Origin of the sequence: Rhodoligotrophos sp. CJ14 (assembly GCF_038811545.1) — a bacterium.
Classification (GTDB): Bacteria; Pseudomonadota; Alphaproteobacteria; order Rhizobiales; family Im1; genus Rhodoligotrophos; species Rhodoligotrophos ferricapiens.
The window spans coordinates 1357118-1371799 of sequence record NZ_CP133319.1; the positions used below are offsets into that span (position 1 = coordinate 1357118).

Here is a 14682-nt window from a genome sequence, read left to right on the forward strand (position 1 = left end):
TGGGTTGCGAGGCGCCAATCCTCGGCTCCGGGCCGTCTCAGGCCGACAGACGCTTCCGCCCGCGCGCCCTGCGCCGTGCCAACACCTTACGACCACCCGGCGTCGCCATGCGGGCACGGAACCCGTGCCGGCGCTTCCTGATGAGGCGGCTTGGCTGATAGGTCCTTTTCACGATCGTCTCCGCAAAATCAAATAATGCTATCCTGGAATGGCGTCGATCAACGCCATGCCGGGATAGCGATGTAACCTGTGACAGCTGCCAAAATGGCAAGCAAATGGATCGTGCGGGCTTATAAGGAACGCCGGTCGGTAAGTCAACAAAGCCCCGTGCGACCGAGGGCGGTCTGGCCCGCGCCCTATGGTCGCTTTGTCCCAATCTTGCCGGATAGGCGAATATATAAAGCCTGTCCCTCAAGGATTAAATGTAGAGATCTCATGGCCAGCTTGAGCTGGCTCTTATGGCGGAAGATGGGTTGCCGGTGAGCAGTAGCGGAGCACGTGTGGACCCCAAGGTCCCGGAGAGCGCACCCGCCTCGTCGACGAGAGCGAGGGGGAAGCCCGGCGGCATGGGCCAGCGCGAGGTGCCGAGCCCTCGGCTCATGCAAGGTCTTTCCGCCAAACTCCTGGTGCTCACGGTTCTCTTCGTCATGGTGGGCGAGGTTCTGATCTTCCTGCCCTCTATTGCGAATTTCCGCGTGACCTGGCTTGAGGATCGCATCAAGGCGGCGCAGATCGCAGCCCTCGTGGTAAAGGCCGCCGCCGGCCAGCCCCTGAGCGAGCAACTGCGCCGTGCATTGCTGGACCGGGTCGGCGTCGACGCGATCGCCTTCAAGAGCGGAGAATCACGTCATCTCGTGCTCGCAGGCAACGAGTTTCCGACGATCGACAGACACTACGACCTCCGAAACTTCACCTGGACGGAGGCGATGGTCGATGCGCTCGAAACCATTCTTGCCGGCGATGGTCGCACGATCCGTGTGCTGGGTCACGCCGCCTCCCCGCGTGGGCAATTCACCGAGATCGTGCTCGACGAGGCTCCCCTGCGCAGGGCGATGCTGGATTTCTCCCTGAACATCGCCAAGCTGTCGATCCTGCTATCGCTGATCGTTGCGGCATTGATCTACTACACGCTGCACGTGATTTTCGTGCGGCCCATGCGGCGGCTGATCCGCAACATGCTCTATTTCAGTGAGGATCCCGAAGATAAGAGCCGGATCATCGCGCCCTCCGACCGCAATGACGAGATCGGCGTGGCTGAGCGCGAGCTCAATCACATGCAGACCGAACTCTCCTCCACCCTGCACCAGAAGACACGCCTCGCCGGCCTTGGCCTTGCCGTGAGCAAGGTGAGCCACGATTTGCGCAACATGCTCTCGAGCGCTCAGCTCATTTCGGACCGGCTGAGCCAGATCAATGATCCGACCGTGCAGCGCTTCGCCCCGAAGCTCATCGCCTCTCTCGATCGCGCGATCAGCCTATGCATGCAGACCCTCAAATATGGCAAGGCCCAGGAGGCGCCCCCCGCCCGTGAACTGTTCCAGTTGCGCGATCTCCTGGAGGAGGTGATCGACACGGTGTTGCCGGAGGCATCGAGCCGCGTCGTTCTCTACAATGACGTGCCGCCGGAGCTGAACGTTGATGCCGATCGCGAGCACCTTTTCCGGGTCTTTATGAATATGTTGCGCAACGCCGTTCAAGCACTGGATGAAGCAGGCGCTGCCAAGCTCCCGGCCATTGAGGATGGCTTCGTGCGCATCAGGGCCTGGCGCGAGGGCGCGGTGGTGACCATCCAGGTGGTCGATAACGGCCCCGGCATCCCCGACAAGGCGCGCGAGCATCTCTTTGAGGCCTTCCGCGGCGCTGGCCGCAGCGGTGGCACGGGGCTTGGCCTTGCCATCAGCGCTGAGCTGGTGCGCGCCCATGGCGGTGAGCTGCGGCTGGTCGACAGCGAGATCGGTGCAGACTTCCGCGTGATCATTCCCGATCGGGTGATGAGCCTGCGCCCCGGCAGACGTGGCGAGCGCCACAAGAGCACCTCCAACATCACCCGATTGCCGCACTGAACCCGTGGGGGTTCGCGATCAATTCGCCTGTTCGAGCTCCAGCACCACGCCCTCCCGGCGCGGATCAGCCCCGCCCACCAGCCGGCCATCTTGTCGCGCGATGCCCTGCAACCCGCTGATGGAGCGCCGTGTCATCACTTGATGCCCCATGGCCTCGAGCGCTGGTGCGAGATCAACGATCGGGGTGTCCTTCTCGAGCTCCACCGGCCCGTTGCGATCGAGCACCCTCGGCAGATTGATCGCCTCCTGGATCGGCATGTGCCAATCCATGAGCGCAATCAGGCTCTGGACGACATAGCCGATGATTCGGCTCCCCCCGGGCGATCCGATCGCGGCGAACAAGCGGCCATCATCGTCGAGCACGATAGTGGGCGACATCGACGAGCGTGGCCGCTTGCCGGGCGCGACGGCATTGGCCGCCGGCACCCCTTCATCGTCATTGGGCACGAACGAGAAGTCCGTGAGCTCGTTGTTGAGGAAAAAGCCGGCCGCCATGATATGCGCGCCGAACGGCCCCTCGATCGAGCTCGTCATCGAGACTGCATTGCCCTCGCCGTCCACGATTGACAAATGACTGGTTCCGGCGCGGGCGCGATCAAGCCCGGGCGCACGCTGCTCGGCCCCTTCCGGCACCCCCGGCTCCGCCTTGCCAAAGGCGCGCTCTGGATTGATCAAGGCAGCCCTGCGCGCGAGATACCGGCGCTCGAGCAGGCCATCGACGGGCACCCGCACGAAATCCGCATCCCCCATGTAGCGATCGCGGTCTGCAAAGGCGAGCGCGCTGGCCTCACTGAGCAGATGGAGCGCGGTCACGCCCATCGGCTGCAACTCTCCCATGCGGAAATGTTCGAGCATGCCGAGGATCATCAACGTGGTGAGCCCGCCCGAGGTCGGCGGCGGCATGCCGCACACCTCGAAGCTGCGATAGGGGCTGCACAGGGCATCCCGGCGGATCGCCTTGTACCCGGCAAGATCCGCCAGCGTCATGCCGCCGGCATTCGGATGGGACTGGACGGCGGCGACCATGGCCTCGGCAACCGGCCCCTGATAAAAGCCATCCGGGCCCCGCTCGGCGACACGCTCGAGCGTCTGCGCATAGGCCTCATTGGTCAGCACAGTCCCCGCCCCAACCGGCAAGACCCCGTCCGGCACGCTCAGGTCAGGCCTTGCGAGATAGGCGCGTGCGGCGGGGTCCCGCAGCAACGGACGCGCCTCCGCGATCTCTTCGGCAAGCCTGGGGCTTACCTCGAATCCCTCGCGCGCGAGCTTGATGGCCGGCGCAAACAGGCGGCTCCAGGGCAGCTTTCCATGCGCCTGATGCGCCATCCACATCATCGCAACGACGCCCGGCACGCCGACCGAGCGGCCGCCCACCACCGCATCCATGAAGTCCATCGGCTGGCCATCGGGCAACAGGAAGAGATCGGGTCTCGCCGAAGCTGGTGCGGTCTCGCGCCCGTCATAGGCATCGAGCCGGCCAGATGCCGCCTGCCAGTGCAAAAGGAACGCCCCGCCGCCGATGCCTGAGGATTGCGGCTCGACCAGCCCCAGCACCAGCTGCGCCGCAATTACCGCGTCAACCGCCGAGCCTCCCTCCGCGAGCACCGCCAGCGCAGCCTCCGAGGCACGCTTGTCCGCTGTTGCGACGATCGCCTGCTGCGGCAGCCTTTCGCAGCTTGCCACGACAAGAAGGATGAGAAGCGCGCTGAGGCTTTGGAGGATTCGATGCATGCTGCCCCCGTTCGAAATTCGTGGCGGGACGCTATCATCCTAACCGTGCTGTGCCTACCGAGCCCTCTATGATAGGTGCAGGAGAGCAGGCACAATCACCTGCCCCGAACACCTATGCTCCTCGCCCATGATCGCGAAAAGAGAGGCAGATCGCCAATGTCCTATAGCCAAGGCCCCACGAACCTGATCACCGATGTCGAAGGCCTGATGGTGGGCAATGCGCATGACCAGGGCGTTCGCTCGGGCGTGACGGTCATCCTGCCGACCGAGCCGGCGGTCGCGGCTGTGGACGTGCGCGGCGGCGGCCCCGCAACCCGCGAGACCGACGCGCTCGACCCGAGCTGCATCGTTGATGCAATCCATGGCCTCGTGCTCGCGGGCGGCTCCGTCTTTGGGCTGGATGCGTCGAGCGGCGTCACACAATGGCTGTCCGAGCGGGGCCGTGGTTTCATCTTTCGCGAGCAGCCGCGCGCTTGCCCGGTTGTGCCCCAGGCGAGCCTTTTCGATGTGCTCAATGGCGGGGATAAGAGCTGGAAGGGCGAATCACCCTACCGTGCTCTCGCGCTTGCCGCATGCGAGACGGCCGCGAGCACCTTCTCGCTTGGCAATGCGGGCGCAGGTTACGGCGCTTTGGCCGGCCGCTATAAGGGCGGCCTTGGCAGCACCTCGGCCATTTACGAAGGGCTGACCGTCGGCGCGCTCACCGCGGTCAACCCTTTCGGCTCACCGGTGATACCTGGCACCGACAGATTCTGGGCGCATGCCTACGAAATCGATGGCGAATTTGGGGGCCGCGGCGGGCCCATCGGGACCTTACCCGCGCAGGCACGCTCCCTCACCGCCGAGACCAAGGCCGATTTGATAACAGAAAGCGCGGCAGCGGGCGCCAACACCACCCTGGCCGTAGTGGCGACCGATGCGCGCCTGACCCCAGCCGAGGCGAAGCGCCTCGCCATTATGGCCTCCGATGGCATGGCGCGCGCTCTGCGCCCCATTCACACGCCCTTCGATGGAGATATCGTCTTCGCCCTGGCCACCGGCCGGCGCGAGATAAGGGAGCCGCGGCCATTCGTCCTGGCAATGCTCGGCAGCCTTGCCGCGGATTGCCTTGCCCGTGCCATTGCCCGCGGCGTCTACGCGGCAGAGGACCTTGGCCCCTGGCGGTCCTACCGCTCGATCCACCCGGGCAGCTGATGGCGGAAATCTATGGGTCTCCAGGCAAATATGCTGGAATTTGCGATCGGAAGCTTGCCTTTATCGGTTTGTCGTATTAGGAGAACGCCACCTCACGGGAACGCGTTTCGCGTTGGCGCCGGTAGCTCAGCTGGATAGAGCACCAGACTACGAATCTGGGGGTCGGGAGTTCGAATCTTCCCCGGCGCGCCAACAGACCCAATCACTTGAGCCCTCCCTGGTTTGCAGACGGTTTGGAAACCTTGTGCTCGTGGCGCTCTCAGGCAACATCACCACCTCCGCCGCGAGCACCCGAGTGCGGGCACAGTATTCGTCGAGAATCATCGCCACTGTCTCGAGCGATCGTCCTGGGCCGAAAGGCTGACGGACTGGGAGAAGCAGTGGAACCGGGTGAAGAAAGGGCCTGAGCAAGGCCCCTTCATCGCTCCTGGTCAGATACGTGGCAAACCTTTTGCGTAACCCTCTGTGCCTAAGCCAGGCGTAGGATCATAGACGAGGGCTATGAGGCTCAGACAGGCTGAACGCCGTCTCGATAAGAAAGCCCAGCAGAAAAAGGCGGAGGGACTGGCGAATGATTTCCACCACCGGGCCCAGATCAAGCGCCCTCCAGAGCATCCGGGGGCCCAAAAAGCGAGGCCGTCGATAATCGACGGCCTCAATGCACATTGCCGAACGTGAGGCCATCTAACCTTATTTCTTGATGTACGGGCACTCGCTTTCAGAGAGCGGACGGAAAGCCTCGGCGCCGGGAACTTTCCCGACCACCTCGAGCAGATCCCATTCGCCTTTGACTTTGGCCGGATCCTTGGCCTGCAACACATACATATCGCGCAGCAAGGAGCCGTCCTCCCGCAACTTGGCATTCTCGGTCATGAAGTCGTTGACCGGCAGCTCGCGCATCTTCTCCATCACCTTCGCCGCATCGAGCGTGCCTGCGGCTTCGACCGCGCGAAGATAATGCAGCGCGGCACTATAGGCGCCTGCCTGCATGCTGGTTGGCGGCGTTCCATTATGCCGCTCGGCGAAACGCTTGGAGAACTCGCGGGTCTTCTCGTTCTGGTCCCAATAAAAGGCCTCTGCGAAGGTGAGGCCCTGCGTGCTTTCCAGCCCGGCTTCCTTGATATTGGTCAGGAACGCCATGAGCGCGACCAGCTTCTGATTGGACGCGACATTGCCGAACTCATAGGCCTGCTTGACCGTGTTCACGAGATCCGCGCCGGAATTCGCCATGCCAAGGATATCGGCCTGCGATCCTTGCGCCGTCAGCAGATAGGAGGAGAAATCCGGCGAGCCCGAGGGATAGAACGATACACCGGCGACCTTGCCGTCGCTCTTTTCGATGAAGCGCGTGGCTTCCTTGACCATCGAGTGGCCGAAGGCATAGTCGGGGGCAATGAAATACCAGGACTTCTTGCCGTCCTTCTGAGCCTCGGCTGTCGCTACCTTGGCCAGCGCGTAGGTATCGAAAACCCATTGCGCGCTGGTGGGCGAACAGCTTTTGCCGGTGAGCTCCGTGGTGCCGACATTGGTGTTGAGCTGGACGCGCCCCTTGGCCCGTGAAACTTCCTGGACTGCCAGCGCCACGGCGGAGGTGGCACCGCCGATGATCACCTGGACATTGTCGTCATCATACCATTTACGGGCGATCTGCGATCCGAGATCGGGCTTGCTCATCGGGTCCGCTGACAGGACCTCGATAGTCCGTCCCAGGACCTTGCCACCGAAATCCTCGACCGCCATCTTCACGGCCACGACATCACCCGGCCCCTGCTGGGCCGCCAGGATGCTGCTCATTTCAGAGAGGACACCAAGACGGACAGGCCCCTCCTGCGCCTGCGCCAAGGACGACATTGTCAACGCGGCCAGGCTCACCAGAACTTTCATAACGTTGCGCTTCATGGCGTAATTCCTCCACGACCGGCCAAACCTCCCATACCGCTTGGCCCATCGCCCTTATTGCGAATAGCATTGTTGGATAATCAAAAATACCAAGGCAGCAAACCAAAATAGTTTATTATATGCTGCTATTATTTCAGTTATAAAAAAATTTAATTTCTAAATAATTCCCGAGTTACAAGCGAATTTATTGCGATTATCGCGAAAGAAATCCCCAAATAAATGCAGATTTAGAGTGCCTTGGAGAAGCAAAACCACAATTCCAGACAGAACGGTCGGCATTCAAGGGCGATATTGTCGGGATAGACGCAGCGAATATTCGGCGCGATCGGCGTCGCGATGGCGGTCGCGTCGATGGGATATGTGCTTGCGTGCCCCGAAGCTTTTTCGGGTCAGGTCACTTCAGGACGGCGTCGGGCCAATGACCGCCCTTGACCAGATGGATCATCTCTTCCCGAATAACGCGCATGGTGAGCTGAGCCGCTTCGGTAAGCGGGCGCAGATTGGAATAACAGATCGAGACATCCCAGCTCAGATCCTCCTCGATAGGCACCGCCACCACATAGCCCGCATCGATGGCCTCGGTGACGCTGCCATGCGGGAGAATAGCGCTTCCCTTTCCCGCGCGCGCAAGGCCCACCATCAGGGTGATGGAATCCACCTCCAGAAGCTTCGGCGTTTTGCCGGCGCGCATGTCGAGCATGTCGCGGATCACATGCGGCTCATGCGGCACAATCAACGGCTTCGAGATCAGCTCCGGCAGCGAAATTGCCTTGCGGGCGCGGTTTTCGTCGGTGGCCTGCATGATGGCGAACAGCTTCTCCACCAGAACGACCTCCCGGTCCAGCACCCTATGGACTTTGGGCCCATAGAGAATGGCCAGATCGATGCTGCCGCTGATGAGCCACTCATGGATCAGGGCGCTGAAGCCCTCGACCACCCGTAACGACACGCCGGGCATCATGGCGGCGCGATCATTGGCGACGAGATTGGTCAATATGCGGGCGGCCGGCACCGGGATGCCGACGCCGACAGTCCCGGTCACCATCGCCATCTTCGCGCTCGAGGAAAAGTCGACGCGGATGCTTTCGAACTCGTTCAGAAGGGCGGTGCAGCGTTCGAGAAGCGCGAGCCCGTCATTCGTCACCCAGATCCCGCGGCCGGTGCGATGGAGGAGCTTCGTGCCCAGCTCTTCCTCAAGCAGGCGCATCTGCCGGCTGAGGGCCGGCTGCGAGATATTCAGGAACGACGCTGCCTTCGTGAAACTCTTGAGCTCGGCGACATGAACGAATGTACGTAACTGGCGAAGGTCCATTCCGGCGTCTTACAGTCTGTCGACAGGCATGGAAGCGCGAATTCCTGAGGCAAATCCGCCAGACCTGCCGGAGAATTATCGGCCGTCTATAGCCCAAGCTCTGCAGACTGTATAGATCCGGCGCTGGGGTCCGCTGCTTCCGCCACGAGGCGATCGAGGCGGCAACCGTGGCCACCGACCTCGATCTCCGCTCGCATTACGAGCCGGCGGTGGCGACCGTCTGCGTCGCGTCGTCTTCCGTTGTGCTTGCGCCGAACTCGGCGCCCGCGAGGCGCTCGAACCGCTTGATCAAATTGGCGCAATCGAGCGCCCCCTCTCCATCGGCGATCGCAGCCGCCAGGAATGCCCGCGCGGCATGAGCCATATGCAGGGGCGCGCCCATGGCTTCGGCCTCGTCTATGCCGAGCCTGACGTCCTTGAACAGCAATTCCGTCGCGAAGCGTTGCGGAAAGCTGCGGTCGAGCACGCAGTCGGGGACGCGATGGGTGGTGATGTAGCTGCGCCCCGTGGAGACATTCATGATATCGAGGACCGTCCTGGGATCGAGCCCCGCCTTGGCGGCCATGACGAGCACCTCGAATGCGGCAATGGCATTGGCGGCAAAGAGCAGGTTGTTCACCAGCTTCATGCTCTGCCCCTGTCCGGGCGCTTCCCCGACATAGAAAATGTTCTTGCCGATGAGCGCCAGAAGGGGCTGCAACGCCGTGAACACGTCGTGCCGCCCGGACACCATCAAGGTCAGTGTGCCGGCCTCGGCAGCGGAGACCCCGCCGCTGACCGGGCTGTCGAGAAAGTCGATGCCGGCCTTACCGAGCTGAGCCGCGATCCTGGTCGTGGCGGATGTGCCCGTGGTCGACAGATCCACGATCGTGCGCAAAGCACCGCCATGGATGAGGCCGTCGTTGCCGAGAGCAACCTCCGACACGATGGCTGGCGTCGGCAGCGAGCAGAATACGACGCTCGCTGCTGCCGCCACTTGCGCCGGCGATGCGGCCGCCCGAGCCCCAAGCCCCGTGAGCCTGGCGACGGCTTTCTCGTCCGGATCATAGACGATCACGGCGCGATCTGCGGCGACAAGCCGGCTGGCGATGCGCGACCCCATTGCCCCGAGGCCCACGAAACCGATCGTGTCAGCCATCATCGTCAATTCGCTTGGCGAGGCATTGGATCGGGTGGTCACTCGGCAGCCGCCTGTTTCGGCTGCTTCAGGGCGGGCATGACCTCCTTGGCGAAGAGCTCGAGCGACTTCATCGTATTCTCGCTGCCGTAATAGGGCGGGAAGTGAAGCATCATAGACGTGAACCCGGTCTTGGCGTGCAGATCCTTGATGCGGTCGCGCACGGTCGCCGGCGAACCGTGGATGATCGTGGTCTGGTTGATGTTGTCGTAGGTGGTTTCCTGCACCTGTCCGCTCTTTGAGCGGGTGGTGCCGAGATAGCCCACCGTCTGCTTGCCGTCGAAGGCGGCGAAATGCCGGAGAATGCCGGCCTCGCTGTCGCGCTTGGCCTGCTCGTCGGTCTCGGCCACATAGACCCAGCGCGCGACGTCGATGTCACCGAAGGCCGGGTTCTTCCGCAAATGCGCGGGCGCCCGCTCCAGCGCTTCCTTGTATCTCGCCACGTCCTTTGCCAGGTCGGCGATCGGCGTCAGCGACGACAGCATGAGCCCGAAGCCCATTTCGCCCGCCGTGGCCAGCGACCGCTCGGTCGCGGCGGCGAGATAGAGCGGCGGATAGGGTTGCTGGATCGACTGCGGAAAGATCTCGAATTCGTCTGGGATTGTGATGTTGAAATACTTGCCCTTGTGGGTCGCGCGCCGGTTGGAGAACAACTCCAGGATGAGCGGCAGCGCTTCCTCTTGGATGTCGCGGCGCTCTTCGAAGGGAACACCCAGACCCTCGAACTCATAGGGACGGTAGCCGGATCCGAAGCCGATCGCGACGCGGCCATTGGTGAGAATGTCGAGGAGGGCGGCATTCTCGACGACGCGAACCGGATTGTTAAGCGGCAGTGTGACGATGCCCGCGCCGAGCTTGATGGTCTTCGTCAGGCCGGCGAGATAGCCCATATAGACGTTCACGTCCGGCATGATGCCGTATTTGTTGCTGAAGTGATGCTCAGCCAGCCAGGCGCAATCATAGCCCAGCTTGTCGGCCGCGATGATCTGGCTGGTCACCCGCGCGTGGACGCCTCGATGGGGATAGGGCTCGATATCGATATTGGGATGCGACGTAAAAAGAATGCCAAAATCCATCTGGGGCTCCGGTTGATGCGCTGATGGGTTATCGTTGCGGCCATTGGGCCGCTCCGGAAGCCGCTCTTGCCAATATAATTTTTTTGTATCGGTTATTGAATCGCCTTATCCACCCCGCGCATCGCCGCGCGCGGCAGCATAACCGGCATCGATATCAGAAGAATATTATTTCTATTTGCCGTCCCCCTCCCGACCTTTCAAACACAGAGCAAGACTGTATCCGCTCCAACGACGGGGCGAGGAGAGACAATGACACGTCGCGTTAAATACATCGTGGGCATTGGCGGCACGCTTCGCGTCAATTCCTCGACAGAACTTGCCGTCAGGCACATCCTGAAGCATGCATCTGATCTGGGGGCGGATACCGAGATGTTCCCGGGGGCCGATCTCACCTTTCCTCTTTATGATCCGGGCGCTGTCCTGCCGGCGTCAGCCTCCCGCCTGATCGGCGCGGTGCGCAAGGCCGATGCGATCGTCATCGGATCGCCTGGCTATCACGGCAGCGTTTCCGGCCTCATCAAAAACGCGCTCGACTATGTGGAGGCAACGGCTCGCGACCCGCTCCCCTATTTCACTGGCCGCCCGGTCGCCTGCCTGGCGACAGGATCCGGGTGGCAGGGGGCGAACACGACCTTGAGCGCCCTGCGCAGCATCGTGCATGCGCTGCGCGGCTGGCCCACGCCCCTCGGCGCAGCGCTCAACTCGCAGATCAAGCTGTTCACGCCAGAGGGCGAGTGCCTGCTGCCGGAGGTCGACAGCCAATTGCAGATCATGGCCCGCCAGCTGATGGAATTCCATGGCGGTCAGTGGGCGCCGGTGGCGGAAAGATCTAAAGCCGGACGGGTGATGGCATGAAAGCAGCCGGCTCCACGTGAAGGCGGCTTTGCCCGTGAGCCCAGCTTCGGCTCGCGATGGCGATCAGATCAGGTTTCTTTCCTTCAGAACGTCCTCGGCGACCCGATTGGCCTCGATGCCGGCCGGAAGGCCGCAATAGATCACGCTCTGCAGGATGACTTCCTTGATCTCTTCCACCGTGCAGCCATTGGTGATGGCGCCGCCGACATGCAGGCGCAGCTCGGCGCTTTTTCCCATTGCCGTCAACATCGCTATGCAGAGCAGGCTGCGCGTCTTCGGCGGCAATCCGGGCCGCTGCCAGATCTCGCCAAAGCAATATTCCTCGGAAAGCGCGCGCAGATCCTTGTTGAAATCATTCGTGGAGGCTTCTCTCTTTTGAAAATAGCTTTCCCCGATGATTTTTCTCAACAGACCGCGGCCCATCTCGCGTTTGCTCACACCTGCACTCCTCAGATCCGCCGAACACAGATTAGACAATCGGAGATGATTAGGAGCGAAACGGACGGGCCTCCAAATAAAAAGAAATGATATCTCGTATGACCGTTCCGTTCTTGACCCTGTGACGAGAGACATGCTGCCTCCGATGGAATATCGAGGCAATTGGTCATGCATTTTGTTGATGTGGCATCGGGGCTGCGCTTCCCGGAAGGGCCGGTGGCGATGGCCGACGGCTCGCTGCTCGTAGTCGAGATCGAACGGGGCACGCTGACGCGGATCGGCGCGGATGGCGGACAGACGGTTGCCGCTCAGCTCGGCGGCGGACCAAACGGCGCGGCGCTCGGCCCGGATGGACATTGCTATGTCTGCAACAATGGCGGCTTCTCCTGGGTCGAGGACAGGTTCGGCCTACGCCCGCAAGGCATTTCCACCGATTATGAAAGAGGCTCCATTCAACGCGTCGATCTTAAGACGGGCCGCGTCGAGACCGTCTATGACAGCAGCGACCGGGGTCCTCTGAACGGCCCAAACGATCTCGTCTTCGATGCGGCCGGCGGCTTCTACTTCACCGATTTTGGCAAGATACGCCAACGTCATCTGGATCGGGGCGCCGTCTTCTACGCGACGGCGGACGGCAGCATGATCCGCGAGGTCATCTTTCCGCTGCTGACGCCGAACGGCATCGCCCTCTCGGCTGATGAAACGACGCTTTATGTGAGCGAAACCGAACCGGCCCGCGTCTGGGTCTTTGATCTCGAAGCCCCCGGACAGATCCGCAAGCAGCCATGGCCTTCACCGAATGGCGGACGCCTCCTGGCGGGTTTCGGCGGCTATGAACGGCTCGATTCCATGGCCCTGGACCAGGACGGCAATATCTGCGTCGCCGCGATCGTATCCGGCGGCATCTATGTGATCGGCTCCGGCGGCGCCTATCGTCACGTGAAGCTCCCGGGCACGTATGCAACCAATATCTGCTTCGGGGGCCCTGACCTCAGAACGGCCTATGTAACCCTGTCGAGCACGGGCCGGGTCATCGCATTGCCCTGGCAGACGGCAGGACTGCGGCCGAATTTCTCGAGCTGACTTCTTTCGTACCCAATTTCCAGTGATCCAATCGGCATCAAATGGAAGGGCAGATCGATTGGCAATCGCCATTACCTGCAAGGTAATCGATTTGCCTTCCGATCTGGCGTCAAATCTCGCCATCACGAACTGGAGATTAGCAATGACGCTCAACAAAATCCTTAGCTTCGATGCTCTGACCTGCGCGCTGATGGGTCTGGGCCTGGTCTTGTTAGCCCCCGCGCTCTCGGCGATGATGGCGCTGCCGCAGAGCCTCCTCTTCTATGCAGGATGCTTGCTTTTCCCGATCGCCATCTTCATGGCGACCTTGGCCAACCAGGACCGTCCCTGGGCTGCCGGACTATGGATCGTCATCCTCGGCAACGCTGCCTGGGCAGTGGCCAGCCTCGCCGTCTTGGTCCTCGCAGACCCCAACCTTCTTGGCGCGGGCTTCTTGATCCTTCAGGCCTTGGTGGTGGCCCTCTTGGCCCTGGCCGAATTTCATGCGGGCCCCCGCCATCCGGCAGCCATTGCCTGAAGGCGGGCCCCAGCTCGCCGTCAGCCCGCTGCAGACGGAGCAAGCCCCAGAACTATGGAGAGCCCCAATGAAGGTCCGCGATTTCTATCCACTCATCACCACGCCGCATCTCGCGGACGTACGGGATTTCTATGTCGCCCAATTCGGGTTCCAAGTGGTCTTCGAAGCCAGTTGGTTCGTCTACCTCATTGGTCCGGGCGAGGACGGCACACGTGGAGCGACACTTGCGTTCATGCACCCAGACCATCCCACCCGCCCGCCTGGCCCGGAAAGCTTCAACGGTCTGGGCATGATCCTTACGATCGAGGTCGGCGATGCCGCATCGGCTTTCGATCGCCTGAAGGATGGCGACGCGCCGATTGTTCATCCCCTGACTGACGAAAAATGGGGCCAGCGGCGGTTCATGACGCGGGATCCCGCCGGGATCCTGGTCGATGTGGTCGAGCAGATTGAGCCGGCTGCAGGATTCTGGGACCAGTATATGGCTGAGGACTAAGACAGCGACGGCGAGCAGAGGTTATTGAGACCAGGGGTAAAATGGCAGATGGCACAGCAGACGGCGATCAGTGTCGGCGATCACCTTCGCGCCTGGCGGGAGCGGCATCGCCTCAGTCAGCTCCAATGCGCGCTCGAGGCTGACATTTCGCAGCGCCACCTGAGCTTCCTCGAAACGGGACGGGCAAGGCCCAGCCGCGACATGGTCATCCACCTGGCTGAACGGCTGAATATCCCGTTGCGGGAGCGCAACGCCGCCCTGCTCGCCGCCGGCTTCGCCCCTGCCTATACCGAGCGGGACCTCGATGACCCCGAAATGGAAGCAGCGCGGTCGGCCCTGCAAATGATCCTGAAGGGGCACGAGCCTTATCCAGCACTCGCGGTCGACCGTCATTGGCAGATGCTTCATGCCAATGCCGCTATTGGCCCGCTCCTCACCGGAGTTACTGACGCAAAGCTGCTCGAACCGCCGATCAATGTGCTTCGAGTGAGCCTCCATCCCCAAGGCCTTGCTCCGATGATCGAAAATCTGGGCGAATGGCGTGACCACCTGCTCCATCGGCTCAGCCGGCAGATCGCTGCGACGCGTGACGACGTATTGATCCGGTTACAGGCGGAACTGTTGAGCTACGGAAACGGCGAGACCAAAGAAGTCGGAAGTCCTGCGAGTGTGCTGGTGCCCTTCCGGCTCAGAACGCCGGGCGGAACCCTGTCATTCATCTCGACCACCACCGTCTTCGGCACTCCCAGAGACGTGCTGCTATCGGAGCTGGCCATCGAAGCCTTCTTTCCGGCCGATCAGGCGACTGCACAACTCATCGGGAAATAAAGAATTTTCGAGA

The 14682-nt window shown here is 61.9% G+C and carries 14 protein-coding genes and 1 tRNA gene; 8 read left to right on the plus strand and 7 right to left on the minus strand.

The annotated features are described in order from the left end of the window. Positions 1–37: 37 nt before the first annotated feature. Positions 38–172, minus strand: coding sequence for a 50S ribosomal protein L34 (gene rpmH / locus RCF49_RS06230; protein ID WP_342643174.1), 135 nt, complete (start codon positions 170–172; stop codon positions 38–40). 394 nt (positions 173–566) lie between these two features. Between rpmH and RCF49_RS06235 the strand changes: the two genes are divergently transcribed. Continuing rightward, complete coding sequence (locus RCF49_RS06235) at positions 567–2063, plus strand: sensor histidine kinase (protein WP_342643175.1); 1497 nt, start codon at positions 567–569, stop codon at positions 2061–2063. Positions 2064–2081: 18 nt separating this feature from the next. Here the strand turns inward: RCF49_RS06235 and ggt are convergent, their stop codons facing one another. Continuing rightward, entirely contained in the window at positions 2082–3794 is a 1713-nt protein-coding gene (gene ggt / locus RCF49_RS06240; protein ID WP_342643176.1) for a gamma-glutamyltransferase, read from the minus strand. Between the two features lie 156 nt (positions 3795–3950). Here ggt and RCF49_RS06245 point away from each other — a divergent pair, with 156 nt between their 5' ends. After that, positions 3951–4988 (plus strand): P1 family peptidase, encoded by a 1038-nt coding sequence (locus RCF49_RS06245; protein ID WP_342643177.1) that lies wholly within the window; start codon positions 3951–3953, stop codon positions 4986–4988. A 115-nt stretch (positions 4989–5103) separates the two neighbouring features. Then, positions 5104–5180 (plus strand) — tRNA-Arg (locus RCF49_RS06250). A 498-nt stretch (positions 5181–5678) separates the two neighbouring features. Here RCF49_RS06250 and RCF49_RS06255 read toward each other — a convergent pair. The 4 genes from RCF49_RS06255 to RCF49_RS06270 all read right to left on the minus strand — a co-directional run bounded on the left by RCF49_RS06255 (position 5679) and on the right by RCF49_RS06270 (position 10452). Then, positions 5679–6887 (minus strand): ABC transporter substrate-binding protein, encoded by a 1209-nt coding sequence (locus RCF49_RS06255; protein ID WP_342643178.1) that lies wholly within the window; start codon positions 6885–6887, stop codon positions 5679–5681. A 394-nt stretch (positions 6888–7281) separates the two neighbouring features. Further along, positions 7282–8199, minus strand: coding sequence for a LysR family transcriptional regulator (locus RCF49_RS06260; RefSeq protein ID WP_342643179.1), 918 nt, complete (start codon positions 8197–8199; stop codon positions 7282–7284). Between the two features lie 196 nt (positions 8200–8395). Beyond that, the gene (locus tag RCF49_RS06265; RefSeq protein ID WP_342643180.1) at positions 8396–9379 is read right to left on the minus strand and encodes an NAD(P)-dependent oxidoreductase; all 984 of its coding nucleotides are present in this window, start codon (positions 9377–9379) and stop codon (positions 8396–8398) included. After that, positions 9376–10452, minus strand: a complete 1077-nt coding sequence (locus RCF49_RS06270; RefSeq protein WP_342643181.1) for an LLM class flavin-dependent oxidoreductase — start codon at positions 10450–10452, stop codon at positions 9376–9378. The genes RCF49_RS06265 and RCF49_RS06270 overlap by 4 nt, the downstream gene beginning before the upstream one ends. A gap of 249 nt (positions 10453–10701) precedes the next feature. Here RCF49_RS06270 and RCF49_RS06275 point away from each other — a divergent pair, with 249 nt between their 5' ends. Beyond that, positions 10702–11307, plus strand: a complete 606-nt coding sequence (locus tag RCF49_RS06275) for an NADPH-dependent FMN reductase (RefSeq protein WP_342643182.1) — start codon at positions 10702–10704, stop codon at positions 11305–11307. Positions 11308–11370: 63 nt separating this feature from the next. Here the strand turns inward: RCF49_RS06275 and RCF49_RS06280 are convergent, their stop codons facing one another. Beyond that, the gene (locus RCF49_RS06280; protein ID WP_342643183.1) at positions 11371–11745 is read right to left on the minus strand and encodes a carboxymuconolactone decarboxylase family protein; all 375 of its coding nucleotides are present in this window, start codon (positions 11743–11745) and stop codon (positions 11371–11373) included. 168 nt (positions 11746–11913) lie between these two features. On the opposite strand from RCF49_RS06280, the gene RCF49_RS06285 reads away from it, so the two are divergent. The 4 genes from RCF49_RS06285 to RCF49_RS06300 all read left to right on the plus strand — a co-directional run bounded on the left by RCF49_RS06285 (position 11914) and on the right by RCF49_RS06300 (position 14669). Next, on the plus strand, positions 11914–12828 hold the full coding sequence (locus RCF49_RS06285; protein WP_342643184.1) for an SMP-30/gluconolactonase/LRE family protein: 915 nt from the start codon (positions 11914–11916) through the stop codon (positions 12826–12828). A 142-nt stretch (positions 12829–12970) separates the two neighbouring features. Further along, a complete protein-coding gene (locus RCF49_RS06290; RefSeq protein WP_342643185.1) occupies positions 12971–13345 on the plus strand; it encodes a hypothetical protein in 375 nt (124 codons plus the stop codon). Positions 13346–13412: 67 nt separating this feature from the next. Next, complete coding sequence (locus tag RCF49_RS06295) at positions 13413–13841, plus strand: VOC family protein (RefSeq protein WP_342643186.1); 429 nt, start codon at positions 13413–13415, stop codon at positions 13839–13841. Positions 13842–13889: 48 nt separating this feature from the next. After that, positions 13890–14669 (plus strand): helix-turn-helix domain-containing protein, encoded by a 780-nt coding sequence (locus tag RCF49_RS06300; RefSeq protein ID WP_342643187.1) that lies wholly within the window; start codon positions 13890–13892, stop codon positions 14667–14669. Positions 14670–14682: the final 13 nt, after the last annotated feature.

Excerpts from the sequence above, each read along its gene's own strand:
- RCF49_RS06235 (WP_342643175.1), top strand. The coding sequence starts at position 567 with ATGGGCCAGCGCGAGGTGCCGAGCCCTCGGCTCATGCAAGGTCTTTCC.
- ggt (WP_342643176.1), bottom strand. The coding sequence starts at position 3,794 with ATGCATCGAATCCTCCAAAGCCTCAGCGCGCTTCTCATCCTTCTTGTC.
- RCF49_RS06245 (WP_342643177.1), top strand. The coding sequence starts at position 3,951 with ATGTCCTATAGCCAAGGCCCCACGAACCTGATCACCGATGTCGAAGGC.
- RCF49_RS06255 (WP_342643178.1), bottom strand. The coding sequence starts at position 6,887 with ATGAAGCGCAACGTTATGAAAGTTCTGGTGAGCCTGGCCGCGTTGACA.
- RCF49_RS06260 (WP_342643179.1), bottom strand. The coding sequence starts at position 8,199 with ATGGACCTTCGCCAGTTACGTACATTCGTTCATGTCGCCGAGCTCAAG.
- RCF49_RS06270 (WP_342643181.1), bottom strand. The coding sequence starts at position 10,452 with ATGGATTTTGGCATTCTTTTTACGTCGCATCCCAATATCGATATCGAG.
- RCF49_RS06275 (WP_342643182.1), top strand. The coding sequence starts at position 10,702 with ATGACACGTCGCGTTAAATACATCGTGGGCATTGGCGGCACGCTTCGC.
- RCF49_RS06285 (WP_342643184.1), top strand. The coding sequence starts at position 11,914 with ATGCATTTTGTTGATGTGGCATCGGGGCTGCGCTTCCCGGAAGGGCCG.
- RCF49_RS06290 (WP_342643185.1), top strand. The coding sequence starts at position 12,971 with ATGACGCTCAACAAAATCCTTAGCTTCGATGCTCTGACCTGCGCGCTG.
- RCF49_RS06295 (WP_342643186.1), top strand. The coding sequence starts at position 13,413 with ATGAAGGTCCGCGATTTCTATCCACTCATCACCACGCCGCATCTCGCG.
- RCF49_RS06300 (WP_342643187.1), top strand. The coding sequence starts at position 13,890 with ATGGCACAGCAGACGGCGATCAGTGTCGGCGATCACCTTCGCGCCTGG.